A 24,716-nucleotide genomic window follows, 5' to 3' on the forward strand; every position below is an offset into this window, starting at 1 on the left:
CAAATAATTGCCGCTTTTTGGGACTGGAATATATGCGAATTACTCCTTTATCTCTGTTAATTTCAGCTAGTTTGTTAGCTAGTAGTGCATTTGCACAAGACACAGCTACAGTGACTGGAATTGACTCAGAGATTAGTGTTAAACAGACAGAATACGATAACTCGACAAGAATACTTGAAAAACATCTTAAAGAAGAAAGTCAGTTACAAAATCAATTAGAGCTACTTCGTTCTCGTTCTACAGAGCTAGATAAAGAAAAAAACCAAGCGCTCGATGCGATGAACGAAATGTACCGTCGTTTAATTGATGATCCCACTATTAATATTAGTGCGGCTCAATCACGCTATCAAAAAGCGGTGATTGATCATAAGCAAAATAAAGATGATATTTCTATGCAGTTGGCGGCAATTGCATCCCACCGTAAAGACATAGAACAGATTCGTGTTGCTAAGCATACGCTTTTAAATACATTAGAAAGTTTAAAAGAGCAGTTAACTACAGCCCGCGTAGAGCGTTTACGTAACGAGTTCACACGTGAAGGTACGCTTGAGGTTAACCATACTATTAACTGTAAGCGAACAGAAACGCTAGCAGCGTGTGAGCAACGCGGTCAGCAAATGGGTCTACAAAAAGCAACTAAACGCTTTGTTGATCAAATTTTTGCAAACTTAACAGAAGAGCGCATTGTTGAGCCAAAACGTAATTTGGCGGGCGCTCAAGTACAAATATTAAGTAGCCATGTAGTTAACAGTGCATTTAGCGGCCAAGGTAATTACAACGTTAACTTAAGCGTAACTATGCGTGGCGAAGTTAATAGCAGCCGTTTATGTAGCTTATTAAGCATAGATAACCGCTATTGTTCTGAGTATGGCACGCCGCTTACGGCTGCTTATCAACCAGCGTATAACAATACATTTACTGATAGTCAGTTAACATTCAGTAATAGCGCGGATAATAGCAACACGGTTTCGGTTTCTCGTTTAAATGAGCAGCCAATACGTGATTATTCAGTTAAACCTGCATCGGTAAAAAAAGATTACCCTTCTATCCTTAATAAGAAGAAGGATCAATCAGTAGAGCTGACATTACGATCAAACGTATACGACGATGAAGTGTTTATCGATGGTGTAAGCTTTGGCTCAACACGCTTGATTACACGTTTACCGCCGGGCATTCATAACATTGAAATACGTAAACTTGGTTATAAACCTTATCAAGCACGTGTTGATTTGAATAAAGCGCAAACAATTAATGCAAATTTAGTAAAAAAGCCTAAGTCGATTGCTGCACCGACCTATACTCGAGAGCAACCAGAAGTAACAACACGCCAGGTTAGTGAAAACGTTAATGTATTAAATGCAAACGTTGAAACGCCGGTTGTCGTTATTCCTGCAGGCAAATTTAAAATGGGCGATATCAACGGCAATGGTTTAGCTAATGAACGTCCAGTAATTGAAAAAGTAATAGCGAATTCTTTCGCTATGCAAAGTAAAGAAGTAACCGTGGGTGCCTACGAAAAGTTTGTAGCAAATACAGGTTATAAAACTCAAGCGGAAAAAAATAAAGGGTGTGCGTATTATTTAAATGGCGAACCAGTATGGGAAGCAAATTTAAATTGGCGTAATCCTGGTTTTGAACAAGGTAGTGACTTTCCTGCTGTATGTTTAACTTATAACGATGCAAAAGCTTACGCTGAGTGGTTATCGGGTCAAACAGGACAGCAATTTCGTTTACCTAACGAAGTTGAGTGGGAATACGCAGCACGCGCAGGAACCGAAACAGAATACCCTTGGGGTAACGAAATTGGTAAAAACCTAGCTAACTGTGGTTGGTGTGGTAGTGAATGGTCAAACAGACGTGCATCACCAGTAGGTTCTTTTTCTCCAAATGCATTTGGATTATACGATACCGTAGGCAATGTATGGGAATGGACCGATAAAGAATCAGGTGAGTCTGATGTAGCAGTAAGAGGCGGAGCGTGGAACTTTGCACCAAGCCTTGCTCGTGCATCTACGCGTTTAATTTTAGCGCCTGATTTTAGATCTAACTACATTGGTTTTCGCTTAGTTCGCGAACGATAAAATTCAATTAAGGAAGCTTTGCTTCCTTTTTTCATAAATTCACAAAGGCGCTGCGCTTTATATTGCTCATACAGTTGAGCATGTTAAAGTGAGGCAGCTAATATAAGAACGTATTTCAAAGGTCATCCAGCCTCATGTTTAAAAAACTCCGTGGTATTTTTTCTAACGATCTATCGATCGACTTGGGTACAGCCAATACCCTAATTTATGTAAAAGACGAAGGCATTGTATTAAATGAACCTTCAGTAGTTGCTATCCGCCAAGAACGTGCTGGTGGGCCTAAAAGCGTTGCATCTGTAGGTACAGAAGCAAAGCTTATGTTAGGTCGTACACCGGGTAATATAAAAGCGATTCGTCCAATGAAAGACGGTGTTATAGCCGACTTTTTTGTAACAGAAAAAATGTTACAACACTTTATTAAACAGGTTCACAACAATAACTTTATGCGCCCAAGTCCGCGTGTACTAATTTGTGTACCATGTGGGGCTACTCAAGTAGAAAAACGTGCAATACGTGAATCTGCAATGGGTGCAGGCGCTCGTGAAGTTTACTTAATTGAAGAACCAATGGCAGCGGCTATTGGTGCAGGCTTACCAGTATCAGAAGCAACAGGCTCTATGGTTGTTGATATTGGTGGTGGTACAACTGAAGTTGCTATTATTTCACTTAATGGTGTTGTTTACTCATCATCTGTTCGTATTGGTGGTGATAAATTTGACGAAGCTATTATTAATTATGTACGCCGTAACTTTGGTAGCTTAATTGGTGAAGCGACAGCAGAAAATATTAAGCATCAAATTGGCTCTGCGTTTAAAACTGATGAGCCAATCGAAATTGAAGTACGCGGTCGTAACCTTGCAGAAGGTGTTCCGCGTTCATTTACACTCAACTCACACGAAATCTTAGAAGCTCTACAAGAGCCGCTAATGGGTATTGTGAGTGCAGTAATGGTTGCGCTTGAGCAATCACCACCAGAGCTGGCATCAGATATTTCTGCGCACGGTATGGTACTTACTGGCGGTGGCGCATTGTTAAAAGATTTAGACCGTTTATTAATGGAAGAAACGGGTATTCCGGTTGTTGTCGCCGATGATCCACTTACATGTGTTGCACGTGGTGGTGGTAAGGCACTTGAAATGATCGATGTTCATGGTGGTGACGTTTTTAGTTACGACTAATGAAATTAATGTTTGGACGCACAGTCTCTTTGCAACTGCGACTTTTTGTCGCAGTGCTTTTGAGTATCGTACTCATAGTTGGAGACAGATATACGCAAGGTGGTACCGTTGTTCGTACCAGCCTAAATACTTTAGTTAGCCCACTCATTTATGTTGCTAATTTACCCTACGAACTATTTAGCTTAAGTGCTAAAAGTCTACATACGCGGGATCAACTTCTTACCGAAAACGAAGCGCTGAAAAAAAAGCAAATGCTACAAAGCGAGCAACTTCAGCAGTATCAATTTCTAGCCAGAGAAAACCAAAAACTACGCGCCTTATTAGGCTCATCAGCAAAGCAACCAAATCGTAAAATTATTGCTCAAGTACTTTCTGTACATTCAAATCCATATAGTCATCAGGTTGTTATTAATCGAGGTACTACTGATGGGCTCAGTGAAGGCCAAGCTGTAATTGATGAAATGGGTGTAGTAGGGCAACTTACAAAAGTTGGCTCAACTACTTCACGCGTACTACTAATGACCGACACCACACACGCAACACCTGTACGTATACTTCGAAACGATGTACGAACAGTAGTTGAAGGCATAGGTAAAATTAATGTAGTTAAGCTCTCGCACGTTCCACACAGTTTAGATGTGCGAATTGGCGATGTACTTGTTACATCTGGCTTAGGTGGCACATTTCCTGAAGGATACCCTGTGGCTGTAGTAACCGAAATAAATCGTGATGAAGGCCGCCCGTTTGCACAAGTTTTTGCAGAGCCAATTGCACAGTTAGATCGCATTCGTTTGCTGGTTATTTTATGGCGTAATCAACAGGAGCAAATCAGCGATGATTAACCGTTATTCATTGTTAATTGCGCTAAGCATCTTTTTTGCGTTAATAATGGCACTAATGCCACTGCCATTTTCATTTGAACCATTTAGGCCTGATTGGGTTTTACTTGTACTTATGTATTGGTCATTGGCAGTACCGCATCGTTTAAATATTGGTACTGCATGGGTTGTTGGTTTATTAATAGATTTAGCATCTGGCTCACCACTAGGTGTGAACTCGCTTACATTCTCAGTATGTATATTTATAACCGCAAGTAACTTTCAAAAAATTCGTAACTTTTCGCTTTGGCAACAAAGCTTATTAGTTGGTTTATTTTTAACGCTGTACCATTTAATGCAATTTTGGCTAAATCATTTTTTGTTAGATGTTTACTTTAATCCACAGTATTTATGGCCAGTAGCAACCGGAATGGTTAGCTGGTTTTGGGTTTTTTTACTGCTTCGTAAATATCGCAGACATTTTAGGATCAGGTAATGACTACCTCAATATATTTGGCATCAGCCTCTCCCCGCCGTAAAGAGTTATTAAGCCAATTAGGTGTCGAATTTACACAGTTTAGTGTTGATGCAGATGAAAGCCCACTTCCAAACGAGCAACCTAGAGCTCTTGTTGAGCGTTTAGCGCGCTTAAAAGCACAAAGCGGTGTTGAGCTTGGATATACTGATCGTCCTGTGCTTGGTAGTGATACCGTGGTTGTTATCGACAACGAATCACTGGGTAAGCCTCGTGATAAAAACGATTTTACAAACACATTAAAACGCCTGTCAGGTAATACACATCAAGTTCTCACCGCTGTTGCACTTGCGACGCAAAATGATGTAATTAGCTGTGTTGTAAGCACTGATGTTACTTTTAAAGCCCTAACAGATGAAGAAATTAATGCCTACTGGGAGACAGGAGAGCCACAAGATAAAGCCGGTGGCTATGGCATTCAAGGCTTAGGCGGGCGTTTTGTTACCCACATTGCAGGTAGCTATTTTTCCGTTGTAGGCTTACCTTTATATGAGACCGAACAATTATTAAAAACATTCTTAAGAAGGTAACATGAGTACAGAATTACTGATCAATGTCACACCGAGCGAAAGCCGTGTTGCCCTAATAGAAAACGGTGTACTGCAAGAAATACAGCTAGAGCGAATTGGTAATCTAGGTATTGTAGGCAATATTTACCTAGGAAAAATAAGTCGTGTACTTCCGGGTATGCAGGCTGCTTTTGTTGATATCGGCCTTGAAAAAGCGGCGTTTTTGCATGCATCCGATATTGTAAATAGTGCCTCCATTGTTGAAGGTGTAGACGACGTACCAATAAAAAAAGTACAAGATATTAGAGAGTTAGTTCGTCAAGGCCAGTACATTATGGTGCAAGTGGTAAAAGATCCGCTAGGCACTAAAGGCGCAAGACTTACCACTGATATTACCATTCCTTCTCGTTATTTAGTGTTTATGCCAGATGCGACCCACGTAGGGGTTAGTCAGCGTATTGAAACTGAAGAAGAGCGCTCACGCCTTAAAAAAATAGTCGCAGAATATGGCGATGAAAATGGCAGTTTTATTGTTCGCACAGCAGCCGAAGGCGCTAGCGAAGCAGAATTACGACACGATGCCGGTTTTTTAAGAAAACTATGGGAAAAAATTACAGCTCGTCGCAAAAAAACCAGTAAAGCCAGTATTCTACATGAAGACTTAACGCTTGCCTTTAGAACCCTACGTGACTACGTAGGCGAAGATATGGAGCGCATTCGCGTTGACTCTAAACTTACTCATGAAGAGCTAAAGTTATTTACTGAAGAGTTTGTTCCACAACTGTCTCAAGTACTCGAATACTACCCAGGTGAGCGACCTATATTTGATTTGTTTGACGTTGAAAACGAAATTCAAAAAGCACTACATCGTAAAGTTACGCTCAAATCCGGTGGTTATATTATTATTGATCAAACAGAAGCGATGACGACTGTTGATGTTAATACTGGTGCATTTGTAGGACATCGTAACCTAGAAGAAACGATTTTTAATACCAACGTAGAAGCAACCTCTGCAATTGCGCGCCAGCTTAGGCTGCGTAATTTAGGCGGTATTATCATTATCGACTTTATCGATATGGTCAGTGAGGATCATAAGCGCCGAGTATTACATTCACTTGAATCGGCACTCGCAAAAGATCGCACTAAAACGAATATTAATGGGCTTTCAGCGCTTGGGCTTGTTGAAATGACTCGTAAACGTACACGCGAAAGCTTAGAGCATATTTTATGTGATGTATGCCCTGCGTGTTCTGGTCGTGGTTCGCAAAAAACAGTTGAAACGGTTTGCTACGAAATACTACGTGAAATAGTGCGTGTTAACCGAGCATACGCTGCCGATAAGTTTATGGTATATGCAGCGCCTGCTGTGAGCGAAGCCCTACTAAACGATGAGTATCATAACCTTGCCGAGCTTGAACTATTTATTGGTAAGCAAGTCAATATTCAAACAGAGAGCTTATACAGCCAAGAACAGTTTGATGTGGTAATGATGTAATGAAAGCAAAAGCGGTCTGTTTTTTTTGTTTTAGAAAGTTATGGCAGACCTGCGCCATAATTTTGGTATTACTGGCCGTTATTGTTTCAATTTTAAAATATACCCTCCCGTATGCAAACGAATACAAAGGTAATATAGAAAGCTATTTACACGAAAAGTTTGAAATAAGCTTATCTATCGGTGAAATATCAGCTAGTTGGCAGGGCAGTGGTCCTGCATTAGTATTAGAGAATTTATCGTTTAAAGATAACGAAACCGCGCCAATATCACTCACCATTGCTAAAACCAGCTTAGAGCTAAACTTATGGGAAAGCTTAAAAGCACTGCAACTTAGATCTAATTATTTTGTTATTAATGGGTTTCATACCAGTGTAAATATCACCAACTTATTTAAAACCGCTGACAACGACGAAGTCTCTTTTGAGCAAAAAGAGCTAATAGAAGAACTGTTTTTGGGTAAAACAGGTCATTTTGCAATAGAAAATTCCAGTATTAACTTTGTTCTAGAAGATGGTAAAGAACGTAAGTTACTCCTCAAAAATATTGTTTGGCAAAATGAAGATGAGCAACATCTTGGCAGTGGGAGCTTAGCACTGCCGGGTATTTCGGTTGGTGACTTTGATGCGCGCATTGCACTTACTGGCGATACCCTAGAGCAAGTTGCGGGCGACATTTATGTGCAGGCTAATAAGGTCGATGTATCTAACTGGTTAGCACAATATATAAATACGCAAAAGCAACAACTGCATAGCGATATTAATTTACAAGCGTGGCTAAAACTAGATAAAGGCCTTGTAAGCGATATAAAAATGCAGTGGCTACCAAGCTTTGTGCGTTGGCAGCGAGAAGAGCAAAGCCAACAAGTCAGCCTGAGTGAAGGTGGATTCCATTTATATCCAGAACAAAATAGCTGGCACTTAAAAAGCACCGGTTTAACATTTAATAGTAACGATAAAGCATGGCCAAGTTTAGAGTTTGAAGCTCAACTAGGGTCGCAAAATAAAGTGTGGCTCCATCAAGTTGATTTTGAATTACTGAGTAACCTAGCTGGGCTAAGTAATTTTAATGCACTTGAACCATTTTTAGAGCGCCAACCTAGCGGGCAAATAGATCAAGCTTATTTAAATTTTTCTAATGCACAGCAATGGCAATTATGGTTTGAGGCTGACAATATTGGTTGGCAAGAATTAAGGTCGGTACCTGCAGCACAAGGACTTAGAGTAAGTGGTTTACTTAATCAAAGTAGTGGTCGAATAAATTTATTTGGTGAAAACGGCACATTAGTTACAGGCGAAAGCTTTAGTAACGACATAAATTATAATCAGCTAAATGTAGAGCTAGATTTAGCTAAACGAGATGATGGCTGGCATATAAGTAGTGACAATATATGGTTTGATAATAATGAAGTTACTCTTGCTGCAGAATTACAAATTAGTCTAACAGATGATCCTCGATTAGATCTTTACGCTGAAGCGTTCGCCCCAGATGCCAACATTGCAGGTCATTACTTCCCATTAAAAGCTATGAGCCCTGAGCTCGTTAGCTATTTAAATGGCGCAATTAAAGGCGGAGAAGTGTCTAAAGCACAAGTCTTATTTGCAGGACCTTTATCTGGTTTTCCATTCACCGATGGTAGCGGTCAGTTTAATGTATTAGCGCAAATAGACAACGCAACCTATGAGTTTGATCCTGATTGGCCTTTGGTCACTAATGCCAATGTACAGCTACATTTTGATAATGAGCGTATGGATATATATAGCCAGCAAGGTAAGTTGGTTAATTTAGATATTGGTAATAGTGTACAGGTAAGCATTGCAGATTTAATGAATGCAGATGAACTTATCGTGCAAATTGATAAAAAAGCACAAATGAAAAAGTTACATGACTTTTTCGCAGCGACACCTATTGCCAAACCTCTCGCTGAAATTTTTAAAGTTGTGCAGGGCAAAGGGGAAGCCGATGCCAGTATTGAGCTTTTAGTAGGCTCAAAATTTAAAGGCGGAGCCAGTGTTAGTGGTAAAGTTAATTTAAATGACTTGCCAGTATTTATAGCAACGCCAGGAATTGAGCTTAAAAACTTAACTGGCGAGCTTAATTTTAAAAACGACAACATCACACTTGAAAATGCGACTGCGCAGTGGCTGGGCATGCCGCTAACTATTAATTACAGCAGTAAAAGTGATGCAAAAAATTACCAAGCAAATATAGATATAAACGCCCAAATTGACGCCGATACACTAATAGATAGTGGACAAGGTATATTAAAAAATTATTTAAGCGGGCAAAGTGATGTTGATATTGGCTTAGTACTTAATTTTACCGAGCAAGGCTTTAATTACCGTGCACAGGTAAACTCAGAACTACTTGGCTTAACGAGCAACTTACCCGCACCTTATAGTAAAAATAGCGAACAAGTGTGGGCGCTTGATGCAGTTGTACAAGGTGATGACATTTCTAATCTCATTACAGCAAACGCTAATCAACAGTTTTACTTTAATGCTATTTTAGAAAATGGTAAATCACAGTTTAGCAATGTCCATTTTGTGCTCGGAAAACAAGATTTAGGATTAAACCAAAAAGATTTAAGCGTAAATATAAATCTTGAAAAGAGTGAATTAGTGCCTTGGTTTGATCTGATTGATCAAATAATTAAAGCGGGTAAAGCAAACCCAGATAAAAAATCAAAAGGGATTATGCCACCGCTCAATGAGGTGGTCGCAAATATAGGTATGCTTGATGCGAGTAACATCATTTTTAATGACTTTGAAATGCGTTTAGCACCATCAAAAGACGATTTATATCTAAAGCTAAATGCTAAAGAACTTAGAGCTGGGGTGTTTATTCCTACATCACAGCCTAGCCAGCCAATACGAATTAATGCCGATTACTTAAGGCTTAATTTTGCACCGCACAATGAACAAGCACTTGAAATAACAGATGTACTTCCCGAGGAAGACTTGAGCTGGCTTACTAAAATACCTGCCATTGAGTTTGAATGTAGTGATTGCAAAATTGACCGCTACCAACTTGATAAAGTGAGTGCGTCATTATTAGGTGATGGCGAGCGCTTATCAATATCAGAGCTTGTGGTCGATAAAGGCGATCATGTGCTGAGAACTAAAGGGCAGTGGCAAAATGGCTTAACAACGCTAAGTGGCGAGCTTAAAAGTGATGACATAGGCGCATTGTTTGGTGAGTTTGATATTACCTCTGCAATTAAGGACTCAAAAGCCGATTTAAATTATGATCTTACTTGGCAAGCTGCTCCTTATGATTTTGATGTGAAAACGTTAAGTGGTGAGGTTATTTGGGATTTAGGCGAAGGTCATTTAACTGAAATAAGCGATGGTGGTGCACGCGTATTTTCGCTGTTGAGCCTTGATTCATTAGTACGTAAGCTAAAACTTGATTTTAGAGATGTCTTTTCAAAGGGCTTTTTTTATAACAGTATGCAAGGCTCTATGCAGCTAGAAGAAGGTATCGCTTACACTAAAGATACCAAAATGGACGGTGTGCCCGCCGATTTAACTATTAAAGGCTACGCAAATTTAAATACGCTAGATATAGACTATGACCTTGCTGTAGCGCCACAAGTAACCTCGAGCATTCCGGTTATAGTTGCATGGATGGTAAATCCAGTAACAGGGCTTGCTGCCTTAGCAATTGATAAAGTTATTCACTCTGCACGCGTTATCTCAGAGATAAATTTTAAAGTAACGGGTAAAATGAACGATCCTATAGTTCAAGAACTCGACAGAAAAAGTCGTGAAGTTACGTTACCGCAAGCTGCGCAAAATCAGCCACAAGCATCAGTCGATTTAAAGCTTAAAGATGCACAAGTAACAGTAACGCAATGAACAAAACAGCAAGCATAAGCACACCCACAATAGTTGCCCTACAAATGTGTTCAGGGCTAAACCCTGATGACAACTTAGCAAGCTTAAAGCGTGCCCTTAAAACCCTCCCAACAACAAGGCCATTACTTGTTTGTTTGCCTGAGGCTTTTTTAGTGTTTAGTAAAAGTGGTAACGATACGTTACGGGTTGCTAAGCAAGTTGAGCGATACAAACTACAACTTAGTGAATTGTGCCAACACCATAATATTTGGTTAAATGCAGGCACAATACCTGAGCCATTTAACGAACATAAATATTACGCAGCATCGCACTTATATAATAATCAAGGCGAGCTGGTTGCAACGTATAACAAAATACATTTATTTGATGTAAACGTGGATGATCAAACAGGTAGCTATCGAGAGTCAGATTTTACCCAAGCAGGTAGCGATGTGGTTGTTGTTGATTCTCCCTTTGGTAAAATAGGCTTAACAGTATGTTATGATCTGCGCTTTAGTGGCTTATTCAACGAACTAGTGCGCCAAGGCGCCGATATTATTTTAGTACCAAGTGCATTTACAGTCCCTACAGGGCAAGCACACTGGCAGCCGTTATTAACAGCGCGCGCAATAGAAACACAATGTTATGTGGTTGCAGCGGCTCAACACGGTACACATGAAAATGGCCGACAAACATATGGCCACAGTATTATTATTTCACCTTGGGGAAATATCCTGAGTGAATTGCCAACAGGCACCGGTTTTATAAGTTGCAACGCAGACTTAGACCAGTTACAAAAAATTAGACGAGATATGCCCGTGCAGTCTCATCAACGATTTAGAGAGCATTTATTATGAATTCGGTTGAACAGCATTTACTACACGACAGCCAGCTAAATAGAGAAGAGCTCGAAAAAACGCTCGCTTATATACATCAGCATAAAGTGGATTACGCCGATTTATATTTTCAATCTAGCCACCACGAATCATGGGTGCTTGAAGACGGCTTAGTTAAAGAAGGCTCTTATAACGTCGAGCGCGGCGTTGGTGTACGTGCTGTAAGCGGCGAAAAAACAGGTTTTTCTTACTCTGATGCAATAAATCTTGAAGCGCTTAATAAAGCGGCTACAGCGGCTCGTAGCATTGCAGATGCTGGTGAAGATAGAGCGATTAAAGTATTTAGTGATGTTAAAGCTAAAGAGCAGTTTGCACCGCATCAGCCAATCTCGAGTATGAGCGATACCGACAAGGTGAGTTTATTACGCGAACTTGAAAACTATATTCGTGAACTAGCACCCGATGCAGAGCAAGTAATTAGTTCAATGTCAGCGGTATACGAAGAAGTATTAATCGCAGCAAGTGATGGTACGTTTGCCACCGATATTCGCCCGCTTATTCGTTTAAACTGCTCAGTACTGCTTGAAAAAAATGGTCGCCGTGAACGCGGTGGTGCAGGCGGTGGTGCACGTTTAGATTATGGTTACTTTAAAGAACTTGTTGACGGTAAACCGCGTTGGATGGAATTTGCAGAAGAAGCGGTACGCCAAGCTAAAGTAAATCTTGAGGCTATTGATGCACCTGCAGGCACGATGGAAGTTGTACTTGGTAATGGTTGGCCTGGCGTACTTTTACACGAAGCGGTAGGGCATGGCCTTGAAGGCGACTTTAACCGTAAAGGCGCGTCTGCGTTTAGTGGTAAAGTGGGCCAAAAAGTAGCATCTGAGCTGTGTACTGTGGTTGATGATGGCACAATGGCTGATCGCCGTGGCTCACTTAATGTGGATGATGAAGGCACACCAGCCGCTTACAACGTACTCATCGAAAACGGTATTTTAAAAGGCTATATGCAAGATAAGCTAAACGCGCGTTTAATGGGTGTAAATCCTACCGGTAACGCACGTCGTGAGTCGTATGCACATTTACCAATGCCTCGCATGACTAATACTTACATGTTAGGTGGTGAGCACAGCCAAGCTGATATTATCAGCTCAGTTAAAAAAGGTGTATTTGCGCCTAACTTTGGCGGCGGACAAGTTGATATCACGTCAGGTAAGTTCGTATTTAGCGCATCAGAAGCGTATTTAATCGAAAATGGTAAAATTACCCAACCAATTAAAGGCGCAACGCTTATTGGTAATGGCCCAGAAGTAATGCAGCAAATATCTATGGTTGGTAACGACTTAGCACTTGATAAAGGTGTGGGTGTTTGTGGTAAAGATGGTCAAAGCGTACCGGTAGGCGTAGGCCAACCAAGCCTTAAAATTGATCAGTTAACGGTCGGTGGTACAGCTTAAATATTACTCAAGCGCGAAGTAAATTCGCGCTTTTTGTTTTAATGAAGGCGGGGTTTATACTTCTCCTTCATCCTCTTTATTTTTTTCAGCTTCTTTATACCATAACGCAAAAAAGCACTCTGTTAATTTATGCTCTATCTCAAGCGCTTTTTCTGTCGGACAAAACAAGGTGAAGCTTGCTTTAAATTCACCTAAATCGGTTGTACCAAAGTGAATTACCGGCTCTGGACCAGATATTTTTGCATCGAGTTTACGCTCAATCATTGAATTATAACGACTTGCTACTTCTTGAAATTCTTCACAGTACAGTTTAGCTTGTTCAGTGAGTGTGTCGTGAATAGGGTACGGGTTAAAGCTCTCTCGACGAACAATAATAAAATGATGTGTAACAAAGCGTTTTACAAAGTTTAAGTTTTTAATAGAGCTGGTAATCAGCTTATTATTAGGTATGTATATGGTTTTTCTTGAAAATTGATAAGTATGTATATCAATTTCATGCATGGTTGTTTTTATCCAATCAGTTTCAGCTACTTCACCAAAGTAATCACCTACTTGTATCCAATCACCGACTCTAAACGGGCGAGTTGTTACGAGGTAAAAAAAGCCTATTACACACTGAATAAACTCGCGCGTAGCAAGCACAATCGCCACAGCAAAAGCAGCAATAGAAAGTGCAAAGTTTTGAATTTCAGTAGACCACACAAATAGCAGCGATATCATCATTACAAAATTAATAAAGTGCTTAATATTGTGTGCGATGTAGCGAATATCTTTTTCTTTTTTTTCTGCGCGATTTTTAGCGAGCTTATCAACAAGTACTTTTAGTACAAATGCAATTGTGATCATTACAATTGAAAGAAGAAACGGATGCAGCAATATATCTTTAGTCATAATATCCAATTAAACGCGAGTTGATAAAAACAGGCTAAGTATATTGATTTATTAAACCAATTAGCAAATTTAGTGCAAAAAGAGTAACCAATAAAAATCGAGCGACGCTATTGAGTTACTTCATCAGTGCAATGTTTGTGATTTTTAGCCATTTTTTTTCGGCATATGAGTACAAACTCAATGGCTGAAATAAAGATTAAAGTATAGCCAAGCGTTTCTATACCCTCTTCAACAATGTTTTTTACCGCACGTACGTAGTCATCGCCCATTACTGAATGCCAAAATGCACCTTTGCCCATCATTCGCGAAAATGCGAGTAAAGTAACCATGCCTGATAAGCAAATTCCATAACTAGGAGTGAGGCTATAGGCTTTTAAAGAGTCAAAAATACTTCCTCTCTTTGTTATTAAATAAACAAACACGCCAGCTAAAATTGAATAGACGATACTTTGCCAAGCGCCATCAAAAAAGTATAAGTCGAGGTAGGTATCAAACTCTCTTACAAACATCATTGCCGATAACGCAGCAAGTAATACTGCCGGTATTTTGAGTTGAAAGTTAATTCGCGAAGCGTATAAAAACAAGATACAGCTTAAAAAAGTTAAAACATCTTGCATATGTTCAGTAAGAGTTTCTTCACTGTAAAGTGCATACTGTTTTAATTCAAAGCCTTCTAGTTGAATTAAATAAGCAACACCCGCTAGGCATAATAGATAAATAAAAGATCGCAGTAAAAACATAAATAACCAAGAGAAACTATAAATGCGCGAGATTCTAATTGTAAAAATGCCTTAAAGCCAAAACAAAATTTAAACTTTTAATATTTTTATTGGTCTAAAATTTTTGCTGTTAAAATAATGGCTTAGATATTTATTTTATGTTGAATGGATGTTTTTAATGTGACGTTTTAAGTGGTTTGTTGTGCAAAATATAACAAGCATTAAAAAGCCCTTACTAATTACTTAGCAAGGGCTTTTTATAATTGAGCGCTTAGAGTTTAGCGCCTAGCGCATCGTTACAAATTCTTCCGAGCCAGTCGGGTGAATAGCAACAACTGCATCAAAATCAGCTTTAGTTGCGCCCATTTTCATGGCGACTGCAAAACCTTGAATCATTTCATCAACCGCAAAACCAATCCCATGTAGGCCAACTACTTTTTCGTCTGGGCCGGCACATACAAGTTTCATTTTACAAGGCTGGCGATGTTTAGTTACCGCTGTGTACATAGCCGTAAAACCAGATTGATAAATTTTAACGTTTTCTTCGCCATACTGAGAAATAGCTTCTTGCTCAGTTAAACCAATAGTACCAATCGGTGGATGACTAAATACAACCGTAGGAACTAAGCTGTAATCCATTTTTAAATCATCTGGGAGTTCTTTATTAAATAAACGCTCAGATAAAGTACGCCCTGCTTTAACTGCTACCGGTGTAAGTTCAATACCGTTTTCGATTATATCGCCTACCGCGTATACATTTTTAGCTGTGGTATTTTGATACTCATCAACTTTTACAAAACCACTGCTGTTTACTTCTACGCCAGCTGCAGCAACGTTAATAGCATTGGTTGTTGGCTCGCGGCCAATAGCCCAAATAACCTGATCTACGTTATGGCTTTTGCCGTTATCTAAATGTAGCGTTACTGAGCCATCGTCTTCTTTAACTAATTTATGGGGTACAGATTCTGTATGAAGAGTAGGGCCTTCAGCAGCCATAACATCAACAAGCGTTTCAACTATGTACGGGTCAAAGTTACGAAGCGGAGAATGCTTACGTACAAATAAATGCGTCTCAGTACCTAAACCATGTAATACACCAGCAAGTTCTACAGCTATATAACCTGCGCCTATTACTGCAACGCGTTTAGGTTGCTCTTTTAATTCAAAAAAGCCATTAGAATCGATACCGTGCTCAGCACCTTCAATATGCGGAATGCTTGGGCGCCCACCTACTGCAATTAATATGTGATCGGCTGTGTAATGCTCGCCGTTTACTTCAACTGTTTTATTATCTACAAATTTAGCAAAGCCTTTAATTACAGTAACGCCATTGCTAGCAAGACCACTGTCATAACCTTTATGAATTCGGCCTATGTAGGCTTCGCGGCTTTCTACTAACTTGCTCCAATCAAAGCCTTTAACTTCAACATTAAAGCCGTAATCTGGGGCGTATAAATTAATAGCTTCGGCAACCTGAGCACCGTGCCACATTACTTTTTTAGGTACGCAGCCTACGTTTACACACGTACCGCCCATGTGTTTTGCTTCAATAAGTGCTACTTTAGCGCCACGCATTGCCGCTCTATTTGCAGAGGCAATACCACCACTGCCACCACCGATTGCAATATAATCAAAGTGTTGTGTCATTTTATGTCCTTAGGCGTTGAGTTTTATGCGCATTAGCATAACATTAAGTTTTAAAAATAAAGAGTGTTTAGGTGACCTATGTTTAGTAAAAAAACATTCGAATTTCTTGCTCAGCTTGATCAAAACAATAATAGAGACTGGTTTAACGACCATAAATCACAGTATGAGGAATACGTAAGAGAGCCTGCTTTAGATTTCATTAGGCAAATGCAAGCGCCACTTACTGAGGTTTCTAGCCATTTTGTCGCATCAGATAAAAAAGTGGGCGGTAGTTTAATGAGAATCCATAAGGATGCGCGTTTTAGTAAAGATAAAACCCCATATAAAATTAATGTAGGGATTCAATTTCGCCATTTTATGGGAAAAAACGTACACGCCCCGGGTTTTTACTTTCATTTAGCAAATGACGAATGTTTTATAGGTGCTGGTATTTGGCGACCAGAATCAAAGGCGCTTAACGCAATCAGAACCTGCATAGATGAAAACCCAAATAGCTATAAAAAAGCAATTTATGATGAGCAATTTAAATCTATTTTTGAAATGTCAGGAGAGTCGCTAAAACGCCCACCAAGAGGTTTTGAAAAAGAGCACCCATTAATAAATGAGCTCAAGCGAAAAGACTTTATAGCCATTAGCCCGCTGACTCAAAAGCAAGTATGTAGCAATAATTTAGTTGATACGGTACTAGAGCGTTATAAAGTGGCTGATTCATTAATGGGTTATTTGTGTTTTGCTCTGGAGCAACCCTATTAAAATTACACAACTTAAAAGCAGTTGAGTTGTTTTTTTACTTTTAGACCCAATTTAAAACGTAATGCATTAACGCAAAGAGAGTATTTATGAGCAACCCACTAATTGGCCTTGAAGGCTTACCACCATTTTCAAAAATAAAGCCTGAGTATGTAGTGCCCGCACTAAAAGACGGTATTGAGCTTTGTCGTAAAGCCATTGATGACGTGTTAGCTAAAGGTTCGTACACGTGGGATGACTTAGTATTACCCCTTGAAGAAGCTGACGATAAATTATCGCGCATGTTTTCCCCTGTATCGCATTTAAATTCAGTAATGAATAACGACGAATTACGTGAAGCTTACGAGCAGTGCTTACCGTTAATATCTGAATATTCAACATTTGTAGGTCAGCATCAAGGTTTATACAACGCGTATAATACGCTTTATAACAGCGACGAATTTAAAACGCTGACTACAGCACAGCAGAAAACAATTACTAATGCGCTGCGTGATTTTAAATTATCGGGTATTGCTTTAGCGCCAGAACAACAAAAACGCTATGGTGAAATAAGCGCACGTTTATCTGAGCTTGCCTCAAAATTTGGCAACAACGTAATGGATGCCACACTTGCTTGGCACAAACATATTACTGATGAGAGCGACTTAGCTGGCTTGCCAGAATCAGCTCTTGCACTTGCAGCCGATACCGCAAAAAGTAAAGAATTAGATGGCTGGTTATTTACACTCGATTTTCCATCATATTTACCAATAATGGCTTACGCAGATAACCGCGAACTACGCAGAGAAACCTACACTGCGTTTTCTACGCGCGCATCAGATCAAGGCCCTAACGCCGGTGAGTTTGATAACTCAGATATTATGAGAGAGGAGCTTGCGCTTCGTCATGAACTTGCACAGTTACTAGGATTCAACAGCTACGCTGAAAAGTCACTCGCGACTAAAATGGCAGAGTCACCAGAACAAGTATTCTCATTTTTAGAAGACCTAGCGGCTAAATCAAAACCACAAGCAGAGCAAGAAGTGGCCGAGCTAAAAGCGTATGCTGAGCAAAAACACGGTATTTCTGAATTAGAAGCATGGGATTTTGGTTACTACAGCGAAAAGCTTAAGCAAGAAAAATATGCAATTTCAGACGAAGTACTACGTCCTTACTTCCCTGCAAATAAAGTATTAAGTGGATTATTCGAAACCGTTAATCGCTTATTTGGTATTAGCGTAAAAGAAGTTACTGATTTTGATACTTATCATAAAGATGTACGCTTTTTTGAAATTGTGGATAGTAGCAATACGCTTCGTGGGCGCTTTTATCTAGATTTATATGCACGCGACCACAAACGTGGTGGTGCGTGGATGGATGACTGTATGGGTCGTAAAGTACGTGCTAACGGCGAACTACAAACTCCAGTGGCTTATTTAGTGTGTAACTTTAATAAGGCGGTTGGCGATAAACCGGCGCTGTTTACTCATGACGAAGTAACTACTTTATTTCATGAGTTTGGTCATGGTATTCACCACATGTTGACACAAGTTGATGCTGCTCCTGTTGCGGGTATTAATGGTGTTGCATGGGATGCGGTAGAGCTTCCTAGTCAGTTTTTAGAAAATTGGTGTTATGACGAAGAAGCCCTGAGCTTTATTTCAGGTCATTATGAAACGGGTGAGCCGTTACCTAAAGAGTTACTTGATAAGTTACTTGCTGCTAAAAACTATAACTCAGGCGTACAAATGCTACGTCAAATTGAGTTTTCGTTATTCGACTTTAAAATCCATAACGATTACAAAGTGGGTGAGCAATGCCAAATTCAAGCAGTACTAAACGATGTACGTAGCCGCACATCAATCGTTAAACCGCCTGAGTTTAACCGTTTTCAAAATGGTTTTAGTCATATTTTTGCCGGCGGTTATAGTGCAGGTTATTACTCGTATAAATGGGCTGAAGTACTTTCTGCTGATGCGTTTTCTAAATTTGAAGAAGAAGGTATTTTTAACGCCGAAACAGGGCAAGCCTTTATGCAAAACATTTTAGAAAAAGGCGGTAGCGAAGAGCCAATGGAATTATTTAAAAAGTTTCGTGGTCGTGAGCCAAATGTCGACGCGTTACTACGCCATAGCGGTATTGCTGTTTAAAAATTAATATTTAGCACAAACCAAATTAAAGCGCCTTAATGGCGCTTTTTTATTATTTTAAAATTATTATCTAATAATTTTTAGTAATTTCATCCTACCGTACTATGCTTTTAGCACACCTAATAAAATGGACTAAGGCATGGCAAAGTTGGTATTGGCAATTGATGACGACAAGTATGTTCATCATATAATTGAAGAGTCTTTAGCAGGGTTTTGTAAAATAATTCATGCAAAAGATGGCGATGAAGGATTAAGGCTAACCAATAAATACAACCCAGATATTATTTTACTCGATATTGAAATGCCAGGTATGTCAGGTTATGACGTATGTAAAACAATAAAGCAAAGTCAAAATACTCAAGATATTCCCGTTATGTTTCTCTCATCTAAAATAGAGCTAAGCGATCGGGTAAAAGGTTACAGCGTCGGCGCATCCGATTACATTACAAAACCTTTTAACGCAGAAGAGTTAATAGCGCGAATAAAGGTACTTTACGAATATAGGCAAAAATGCGCAAAACTTAAATTGGATATAGCAAAAGCGAATAAAACAGCTGAAATAGCAATGACAGAGTCGGGCGATATGGGGCGTATAATGCGCTACGTTGGACAAAGTTATCACGCTAATAACTTTCAATCGTTGAGTGAATACTTTTTTACTTTTTTTGCACCTTTAAATTTAGATGTTGTGGTTGTGTTTTGGTATCAAAGCAAAGGTATTTTTTACAGCCAGCAAAGTGGTGTTTGCCCGCTAGAGCAAGAGCTGCTAGAGCAGCATCGACATGCTCAACGATTTGTTGATATTGGTAGCAGTACTATTATTAATTATCCCAAAGTATCCCTTTTGATAAAAAATATGCCTGTTGATAACGATGCTTTGTACGGGCGCTACAAAGATCTTTTCCCGCATATATTAGAAGTGACCAACGAGAAGGTTGTTACCATGGAAAGAAGCGAAAGCAGTTATGAGCAGGCAGCTCAAATAAGTACAGCCCTTCAAGACATTGTTAAGCAGTTAACTACTCAAAATGTAGAGCAAAACAAAAGTACTAAAATATTTATAGAACAGCTACATGAACTTGACTGCGCCATTAAGCTACAACAAACACAAGCAAATCCCGCGGATCTCACTTTATATATATCCCAACTGGATCAAACGATGCAGTTATTTGTATCGGCTAATAGTGATTTAGCCTTTATCAAATATCAGCTTAAACAGGTTGCCGAAAGCCGCAATGAACTTATATCTAATTTACGTACTAAAGCGGAAGCAGTAAAGGTTAATACTAATCATCATAGTGATATAGAGCTATTTTAGTGCTTTAAAGTAAAGCGGTTGATATACTACAGGCGTATTTTATCGTCGGAGTTTATTGTGGTTATTCAGTGTGCTTTTAAAGAGTTACGCCCTTATTTAAATGAATTAGAAACACGCTTTGGTTTAGCCCAATGGGCGCAAAATTGCAGTGGCTTTAGCTTACATTACGACGATAAAGGGTTAAGCCTATTTAAAACCGACGAGCCTAAACTAGGTGCAATTAACGTTGATTTTGTAACCGGTGCTGCCGCCCATAGGCGTAAGTTTGGCGGTGGTAAAGGGCAAGCAATTGCCAAAGCGGTTGGCTTAAATAAAGGTGCAACGCCTGTTGTACTCGATGCTACCGCAGGCCTTGGGCGAGATGGCTTCGTACTTGCCTCGCTAGGGTGCAAAGTTATATTACATGAACGTCACCCAGTTGTAGCTGCACTTTTATACGATGGCTTAAAGCGAGCCTATAGCGATATTGAAATTGGTTTGTGGATGAAAGAAAATATGAGCCTAATATTTGGTTCAAGCCATACCCTACTATCGCAATGTGAAAGCATGCCCGATGTGGTTTATTTAGATCCTATGTTCCCGCACCGCGAAAAATCAGCATTAGTTAAAAAAGAAATGCGCGTATTCCAAGAACTTGTTGGTGCAGATACCGACGCTGACGATTTACTCGAATTCGCCTACCCACTCGCCAGTAAGCGCGTAGTAGTAAAACGCCCCGATTACGCCCCATTTTTAAATGACAAAACCCCAAGCATGCAGATCAAAACCAAAAAGAACCGTTTTGATGTCTATGTAAAGGCAGCAATGGTTTAAGCATCAAAACAAATCGGCGTTATATCCCGAGAACTGATCCATGTAAGAACTGTTATATTGGGCTAGATCTTAGGATCTAGCCTTTTGAATCTAGGATCTTATTGCACTTTCATGTTAGAATTTGCGCAATTTTTTGGCATAGCAAAGTAGCACAGTAATGATCTTAGATGATATTCGCATTGTTTTAGTTAACACGTCACATTCCGGCAATATTGGTTCGGCGGCTCGCGCCATGAAAACCATGGGTTTATCAAAACTTTATTTAGTTGATCCTGCTTGCGAAATAGACAGCCAAGCAAGTGCATTAGCTGCAGGCGCAACTGATGTTTTAGGCAATGCAGTTATTGTAGGTACTGTTGAAGAAGCTATCGCTGACTGTACATTAACGATTGGCACAAGTGCGCGTTCTCGTACGCTTTCGTGGCCAATGGTTGAACCACGTGAATGTGGTGAAAAACTCGTTGCTGAAGCGGTAAATGGCCCTGTAGCGCTAGTATTTGGTCGTGAAAACAGTGGGTTAACTAACGAAGAATTACAGCTTTGTAATTACCATGTATGTATTCCTGCTAATCCAGAATACAGCTCGCTTAATTTAGCAATGGCCGTACAAACACTTAGCTACGAAACGCGTATGGCATTTTTAAATCAACAACCTAAAAAGGTTGAAGAAGACGATGCTGTTTACCCAAGCTCAAAGCAAACAGAGCTGTTTTATGATCACCTTGAAGATACACTTTTCAAAACAGGTTTTATCATCAAACAACACCCTGGTTTAGTTATGACTAAATTACGCCGTTTGTTTAACCGAGCTCACCCTGAAGATGCCGAAATGAATATTTTACGCGGTATTCTCACCTCAATTAATAAGGCTATCCCTAAGTAACTTAGGTATAGCTATTAGTTATAAAAACCAATAGGTAAATAACTAGCTAATACTTGACTAAAATACTCAGGTAATTACAATAGCTGTAATACTTGACCAAAGAGGTCAAGTATTGAAAATTTGTTTACTCTACAATTTAAAAGTATGAGTTTCTAAATCAAATTTTTATCAAGTGATAATACTTGACTAATTTACTCTGGTAATTAAAATTTGCACTCTTTTGTGCAGGGGGCGTTATGAAGTTAACATCAAAAGGCAGATATGCCGTTACAGCTATGCTGGATGTTGCACTACACACAGGTGTAGGTCCTGTAGCCCTTGCTGATATTTCACAAAGACAAGAAATTTCTTTGTCTTACCTTGAACAATTATTTGCTCGTTTACGTAAAAATGGCCTAGTAAGTTCTGTTCGTGGACCTGGTGGTGGTTATTTACTAGGACGTGAAGCGAGCGTTATCTCTGTTGGCGATATTATTAGCGCCGTAGACGAATCGGTCGATGCAACACGTTGCCAAGGTGCCGATACCGGCTGTCAGAGTGGTATGCGCTGTTTAACACATAATTTGTGGTCAGACTTAAGCGCACGCATAGAAGAATTTTTGAATAATATTACCCTTGCTGAATTGGTGGAAAAATCAGATGTGAAAGAAATAGCATCGCGCCAAGATAACAGTATCAATAATGCAATTAAGCAGTTGGAAAACATTCAAGTAAGCTGTCAACTTTAAGGTTGACCTGCAGCGGAGAGAGAAATGAAGTTACCGATTTATTTAGATTACGCAGCGACCACGCCTGTTGACGAACGTGTTGCTAAAGAAATGATGCAATGCCTGACAATGGACGGTAAGTTTGGTAATCCTGCGTCACGCTCACACCGTTTTGGTTGGCAAGCAGAAGAAGCTGTTGACCAAGCGCGTACAGATATTGCTGATTTAATTAATGCAGACCCACGTGAAATTGTTTTCACATCGGGTGCAACAGAATCAAATAACCTTGCTATTAAAGGTGCAGCACAGTTTTACAAGAAAAAAGGTAAGCACGTTATTACCGCTAAAACTGAGCATAAAGCTGTAATCGACACGTGTCGTGAGCTTGAGCGCCAAGGTTTTGAAGTAACTTACATGGACGTTGAAGAAAACGGCCTACTTGATTTACAAAAACTTGCCGACACAATGCGTGACGACACAGTACTTGTAAGCATCATGCACGTTAATAACGAGCTAGGTGTAATTCAAGATATCGCGACTATTGGCGAAATGTGTCGCGAACGTAAAATTATGTTCCACGTAGATGCAGCGCAAAGCGCGGGTAAAGTATTAATTGACGTGCAACAGCTTAAAGTTGATTTTATGTCGTTCTCTGCACATAAAGTGTATGGCCCTAAAGGTATTGGCGCACTTTACGTTCGTCGTAAACCACGTGCTCGCCTTGAAGCGCAAATGCACGGTGGCGGACATGAACGTGGTATGCGTTCAGGTACACTAGCTACTCACCAATTAGTAGGTATGGGTACTGCGTTTAAAATCGCTAAGCAAGATTTCGAAAAAGATCACGCACACATCAGCGCCTTACGTAATCGTTTAATCGACGGCATTATGGCTGATATGGACGAAGTATACTTTAACGGCACACAAGACCAATCAGTACCTGGCATTGTAAACATCAGCTTTAACTTTGTTGAAGGTGAGTCGTTACTTATGGCAGTAAAAGACATTGCAGTATCGTCAGGTTCAGCCTGTACATCTGCAAGCTTAGAGCCTTCTTATGTATTACGTGCACTTGGCCGTAACGACGAATTAGCACATAGCTCAATTCGTTTTAGTATTGGTCGCTTTACTACCGAAGAAGAGATTGATTACACCGTCGAATTAATGAAAAACTCTATCGGTCGCCTACGTGAGATGTCTCCACTTTGGGAGATGCATCAAGAAGGTATTGATTTAGATTCAGTTGAATGGGCTCACCACTAATAGTGTGAGCACATACCCTAGCAGGTAATGAGGATAGAATAATGGCTTATAGTGATAAAGTAATCGACCACGTAGAAAACCCACGTAACGTAGGTACTCTAGATAAGAACGATCCGTCAGTGGCAACGGGTATGGTAGGCGCACCAGCATGTGGTGACGTAATGAAATTGCAAATTAAAGTATCTGCCACTGGCGTTATTGAAGATGCAAAATTCAAAACCTACGGTTGTGGTAGCGCAATTGCTTCATCTTCACTTGTAACAGAGTGGGTTAAAGGCAAAACGCTAGACGAAGCAGCGACAATTAAAAACACTGATATCAGTGCAGAGCTAGAATTACCACCAGTGAAAATTCACTGTTCAATTTTAGCCGAAGATGCAATTCAAGCAGCAATTGCAGACTACAAAAGCAAACAAGCGAAGTAAGAAGAGAAACTCATGGCAGTGACATTGACAGATGCGGCAGCAAACCGCGTACAATCATTTTTAGCAAACCGCGGTAAAGGTTTAGGCCTGCGCGTTGGCATTAAAACGACGGGCTGTTCAGGTCTTGCTTATGTACTTGAGTTTGTTGACGATTTAAACGAAGACGATGAAACTTTTGCGGCTAAAGGTGTCACATTAATTGTTGACGCTAAAAGCTTAGTTTACATCGACGGCACAGAGCTCGACTACACTAAAGAAGGCTTAAATGAAGGGTTTAAATTTAGAAACCCTAACCAAGCAGACGAGTGTGGTTGTGGCGAAAGCTTTACCGTTTAAGATTTAAATATCTTTGTAGTATAAATAAGCCCTGCCAGTTAATGTAGGGCTTTGTTATTTTTGAAATTAATTTCTGAATTTTATTGGTTG

The 24,716-nt window shown here is 39.8% G+C and carries 21 protein-coding genes; 18 read left to right on the forward strand and 3 right to left on the reverse strand.

The features are described 5' to 3' along the window. Nucleotides 1–32: 32 nt before the first annotated feature. From I6E80_RS00520 to tldD, 9 genes are all read left to right on the forward strand, one after another. A complete protein-coding gene (locus tag I6E80_RS00520) occupies nucleotides 33–2,081 on the forward strand; it encodes a formylglycine-generating enzyme family protein (protein ID WP_024598044.1) in 2,049 nt (682 codons plus the stop codon). A 134-nt stretch (nucleotides 2,082–2,215) separates the two neighbouring features. After that, on the forward strand, nucleotides 2,216–3,259 hold the full coding sequence (locus I6E80_RS00525; RefSeq protein WP_007586338.1) for a rod shape-determining protein: 1,044 nt from the start codon (nucleotides 2,216–2,218) through the stop codon (nucleotides 3,257–3,259). Then, nucleotides 3,259–4,101 (forward strand): rod shape-determining protein MreC, encoded by an 843-nt coding sequence (gene mreC / locus I6E80_RS00530; RefSeq protein WP_171972332.1) that lies wholly within the window; start codon nucleotides 3,259–3,261, stop codon nucleotides 4,099–4,101. The genes I6E80_RS00525 and mreC overlap by 1 nt, the downstream gene beginning before the upstream one ends. After that, the gene (gene mreD / locus I6E80_RS00535; protein ID WP_024598042.1) at nucleotides 4,094–4,573 is read left to right on the forward strand and encodes a rod shape-determining protein MreD; all 480 of its coding nucleotides are present in this window, start codon (nucleotides 4,094–4,096) and stop codon (nucleotides 4,571–4,573) included. The genes mreC and mreD overlap by 8 nt, the downstream gene beginning before the upstream one ends. Next, nucleotides 4,573–5,142, forward strand: coding sequence for a nucleoside triphosphate pyrophosphatase (locus I6E80_RS00540; RefSeq protein ID WP_024598041.1), 570 nt, complete (start codon nucleotides 4,573–4,575; stop codon nucleotides 5,140–5,142). Before mreD ends, I6E80_RS00540 begins: the two co-directional genes overlap by 1 nt. A 1-nt stretch (nucleotide 5,143) precedes the next feature. Beyond that, nucleotides 5,144–6,616 (forward strand): ribonuclease G, encoded by a 1,473-nt coding sequence (gene rng / locus I6E80_RS00545; RefSeq protein WP_007586345.1) that lies wholly within the window; start codon nucleotides 5,144–5,146, stop codon nucleotides 6,614–6,616. Further along, the gene (locus I6E80_RS00550; RefSeq protein ID WP_197184518.1) at nucleotides 6,616–10,473 is read left to right on the forward strand and encodes a YhdP family protein; all 3,858 of its coding nucleotides are present in this window, start codon (nucleotides 6,616–6,618) and stop codon (nucleotides 10,471–10,473) included. Before rng ends, I6E80_RS00550 begins: the two co-directional genes overlap by 1 nt. Beyond that, entirely contained in the window at nucleotides 10,470–11,309 is an 840-nt protein-coding gene (locus I6E80_RS00555) for a carbon-nitrogen hydrolase family protein (RefSeq protein WP_197184519.1), read from the forward strand. Before I6E80_RS00550 ends, I6E80_RS00555 begins: the two co-directional genes overlap by 4 nt. Next, nucleotides 11,306–12,745: a metalloprotease TldD gene (gene tldD, locus I6E80_RS00560; protein ID WP_024589854.1), complete on the forward strand. Its 1,440-nt coding sequence runs from the start codon at nucleotides 11,306–11,308 to the stop codon at nucleotides 12,743–12,745. The genes I6E80_RS00555 and tldD overlap by 4 nt, the downstream gene beginning before the upstream one ends. Before the next feature lie 54 nt (nucleotides 12,746–12,799). Here the strand turns inward: tldD and I6E80_RS00565 are convergent, their stop codons facing one another. The 3 genes from I6E80_RS00565 to gorA all read right to left on the reverse strand — a co-directional run bounded on the left by I6E80_RS00565 (nucleotide 12,800) and on the right by gorA (nucleotide 16,002). Continuing rightward, entirely contained in the window at nucleotides 12,800–13,636 is an 837-nt protein-coding gene (locus I6E80_RS00565; protein WP_010553762.1) for a mechanosensitive ion channel family protein, read from the reverse strand. Between the two features lie 107 nt (nucleotides 13,637–13,743). Next, nucleotides 13,744–14,376 (reverse strand): hypothetical protein, encoded by a 633-nt coding sequence (locus I6E80_RS00570; protein ID WP_197184520.1) that lies wholly within the window; start codon nucleotides 14,374–14,376, stop codon nucleotides 13,744–13,746. 264 nt (nucleotides 14,377–14,640) lie between these two features. Next, nucleotides 14,641–16,002, reverse strand: a complete 1,362-nt coding sequence (gorA, locus tag I6E80_RS00575) for a glutathione-disulfide reductase (RefSeq protein ID WP_024598037.1) — start codon at nucleotides 16,000–16,002, stop codon at nucleotides 14,641–14,643. Nucleotides 16,003–16,080: 78 nt separating this feature from the next. Between gorA and I6E80_RS00580 the strand changes: the two genes are divergently transcribed. From I6E80_RS00580 to iscA, 9 genes are all read left to right on the forward strand, one after another. After that, on the forward strand, nucleotides 16,081–16,755 hold the full coding sequence (locus tag I6E80_RS00580; protein WP_076925402.1) for a DUF2461 domain-containing protein: 675 nt from the start codon (nucleotides 16,081–16,083) through the stop codon (nucleotides 16,753–16,755). A gap of 86 nt (nucleotides 16,756–16,841) precedes the next feature. Further along, a complete protein-coding gene (gene prlC / locus I6E80_RS00585; protein WP_165742886.1) occupies nucleotides 16,842–18,881 on the forward strand; it encodes an oligopeptidase A in 2,040 nt (679 codons plus the stop codon). 139 nt (nucleotides 18,882–19,020) lie between these two features. Further along, nucleotides 19,021–20,199 carry a response regulator transcription factor gene (locus I6E80_RS00590; protein WP_170072604.1) on the forward strand — a complete coding sequence of 393 codons (1,179 nt, stop codon included), beginning with the start codon at nucleotides 19,021–19,023 and terminating at the stop codon, nucleotides 20,197–20,199. A 57-nt stretch (nucleotides 20,200–20,256) separates the two neighbouring features. Then, entirely contained in the window at nucleotides 20,257–21,012 is a 756-nt protein-coding gene (locus I6E80_RS00595) for a class I SAM-dependent methyltransferase (RefSeq protein WP_024598033.1), read from the forward strand. Between the two features lie 157 nt (nucleotides 21,013–21,169). Next, a complete protein-coding gene (gene trmJ / locus I6E80_RS00600; protein ID WP_024589846.1) occupies nucleotides 21,170–21,895 on the forward strand; it encodes a tRNA (cytosine(32)/uridine(32)-2'-O)-methyltransferase TrmJ in 726 nt (241 codons plus the stop codon). A gap of 236 nt (nucleotides 21,896–22,131) precedes the next feature. After that, a complete protein-coding gene (gene iscR / locus I6E80_RS00605) occupies nucleotides 22,132–22,623 on the forward strand; it encodes a Fe-S cluster assembly transcriptional regulator IscR (RefSeq protein WP_007586371.1) in 492 nt (163 codons plus the stop codon). Nucleotides 22,624–22,647: 24 nt separating this feature from the next. Next, nucleotides 22,648–23,865 carry an IscS subfamily cysteine desulfurase gene (locus I6E80_RS00610; RefSeq protein WP_182720558.1) on the forward strand — a complete coding sequence of 406 codons (1,218 nt, stop codon included), beginning with the start codon at nucleotides 22,648–22,650 and terminating at the stop codon, nucleotides 23,863–23,865. Between the two features lie 41 nt (nucleotides 23,866–23,906). Next, nucleotides 23,907–24,290, forward strand: a complete 384-nt coding sequence (iscU, locus tag I6E80_RS00615; RefSeq protein WP_002958426.1) for a Fe-S cluster assembly scaffold IscU — start codon at nucleotides 23,907–23,909, stop codon at nucleotides 24,288–24,290. Between the two features lie 12 nt (nucleotides 24,291–24,302). Next, a complete protein-coding gene (gene iscA, locus I6E80_RS00620) occupies nucleotides 24,303–24,626 on the forward strand; it encodes an iron-sulfur cluster assembly protein IscA (RefSeq protein WP_007377674.1) in 324 nt (107 codons plus the stop codon). The last annotated feature ends 90 nt before the right edge of the window (nucleotides 24,627–24,716 follow it).

Source organism: Pseudoalteromonas sp. NSLLW218 (assembly GCF_015864775.1).
In the GTDB taxonomy this organism is placed as follows: Bacteria; Pseudomonadota; Gammaproteobacteria; order Enterobacterales; family Alteromonadaceae; genus Pseudoalteromonas.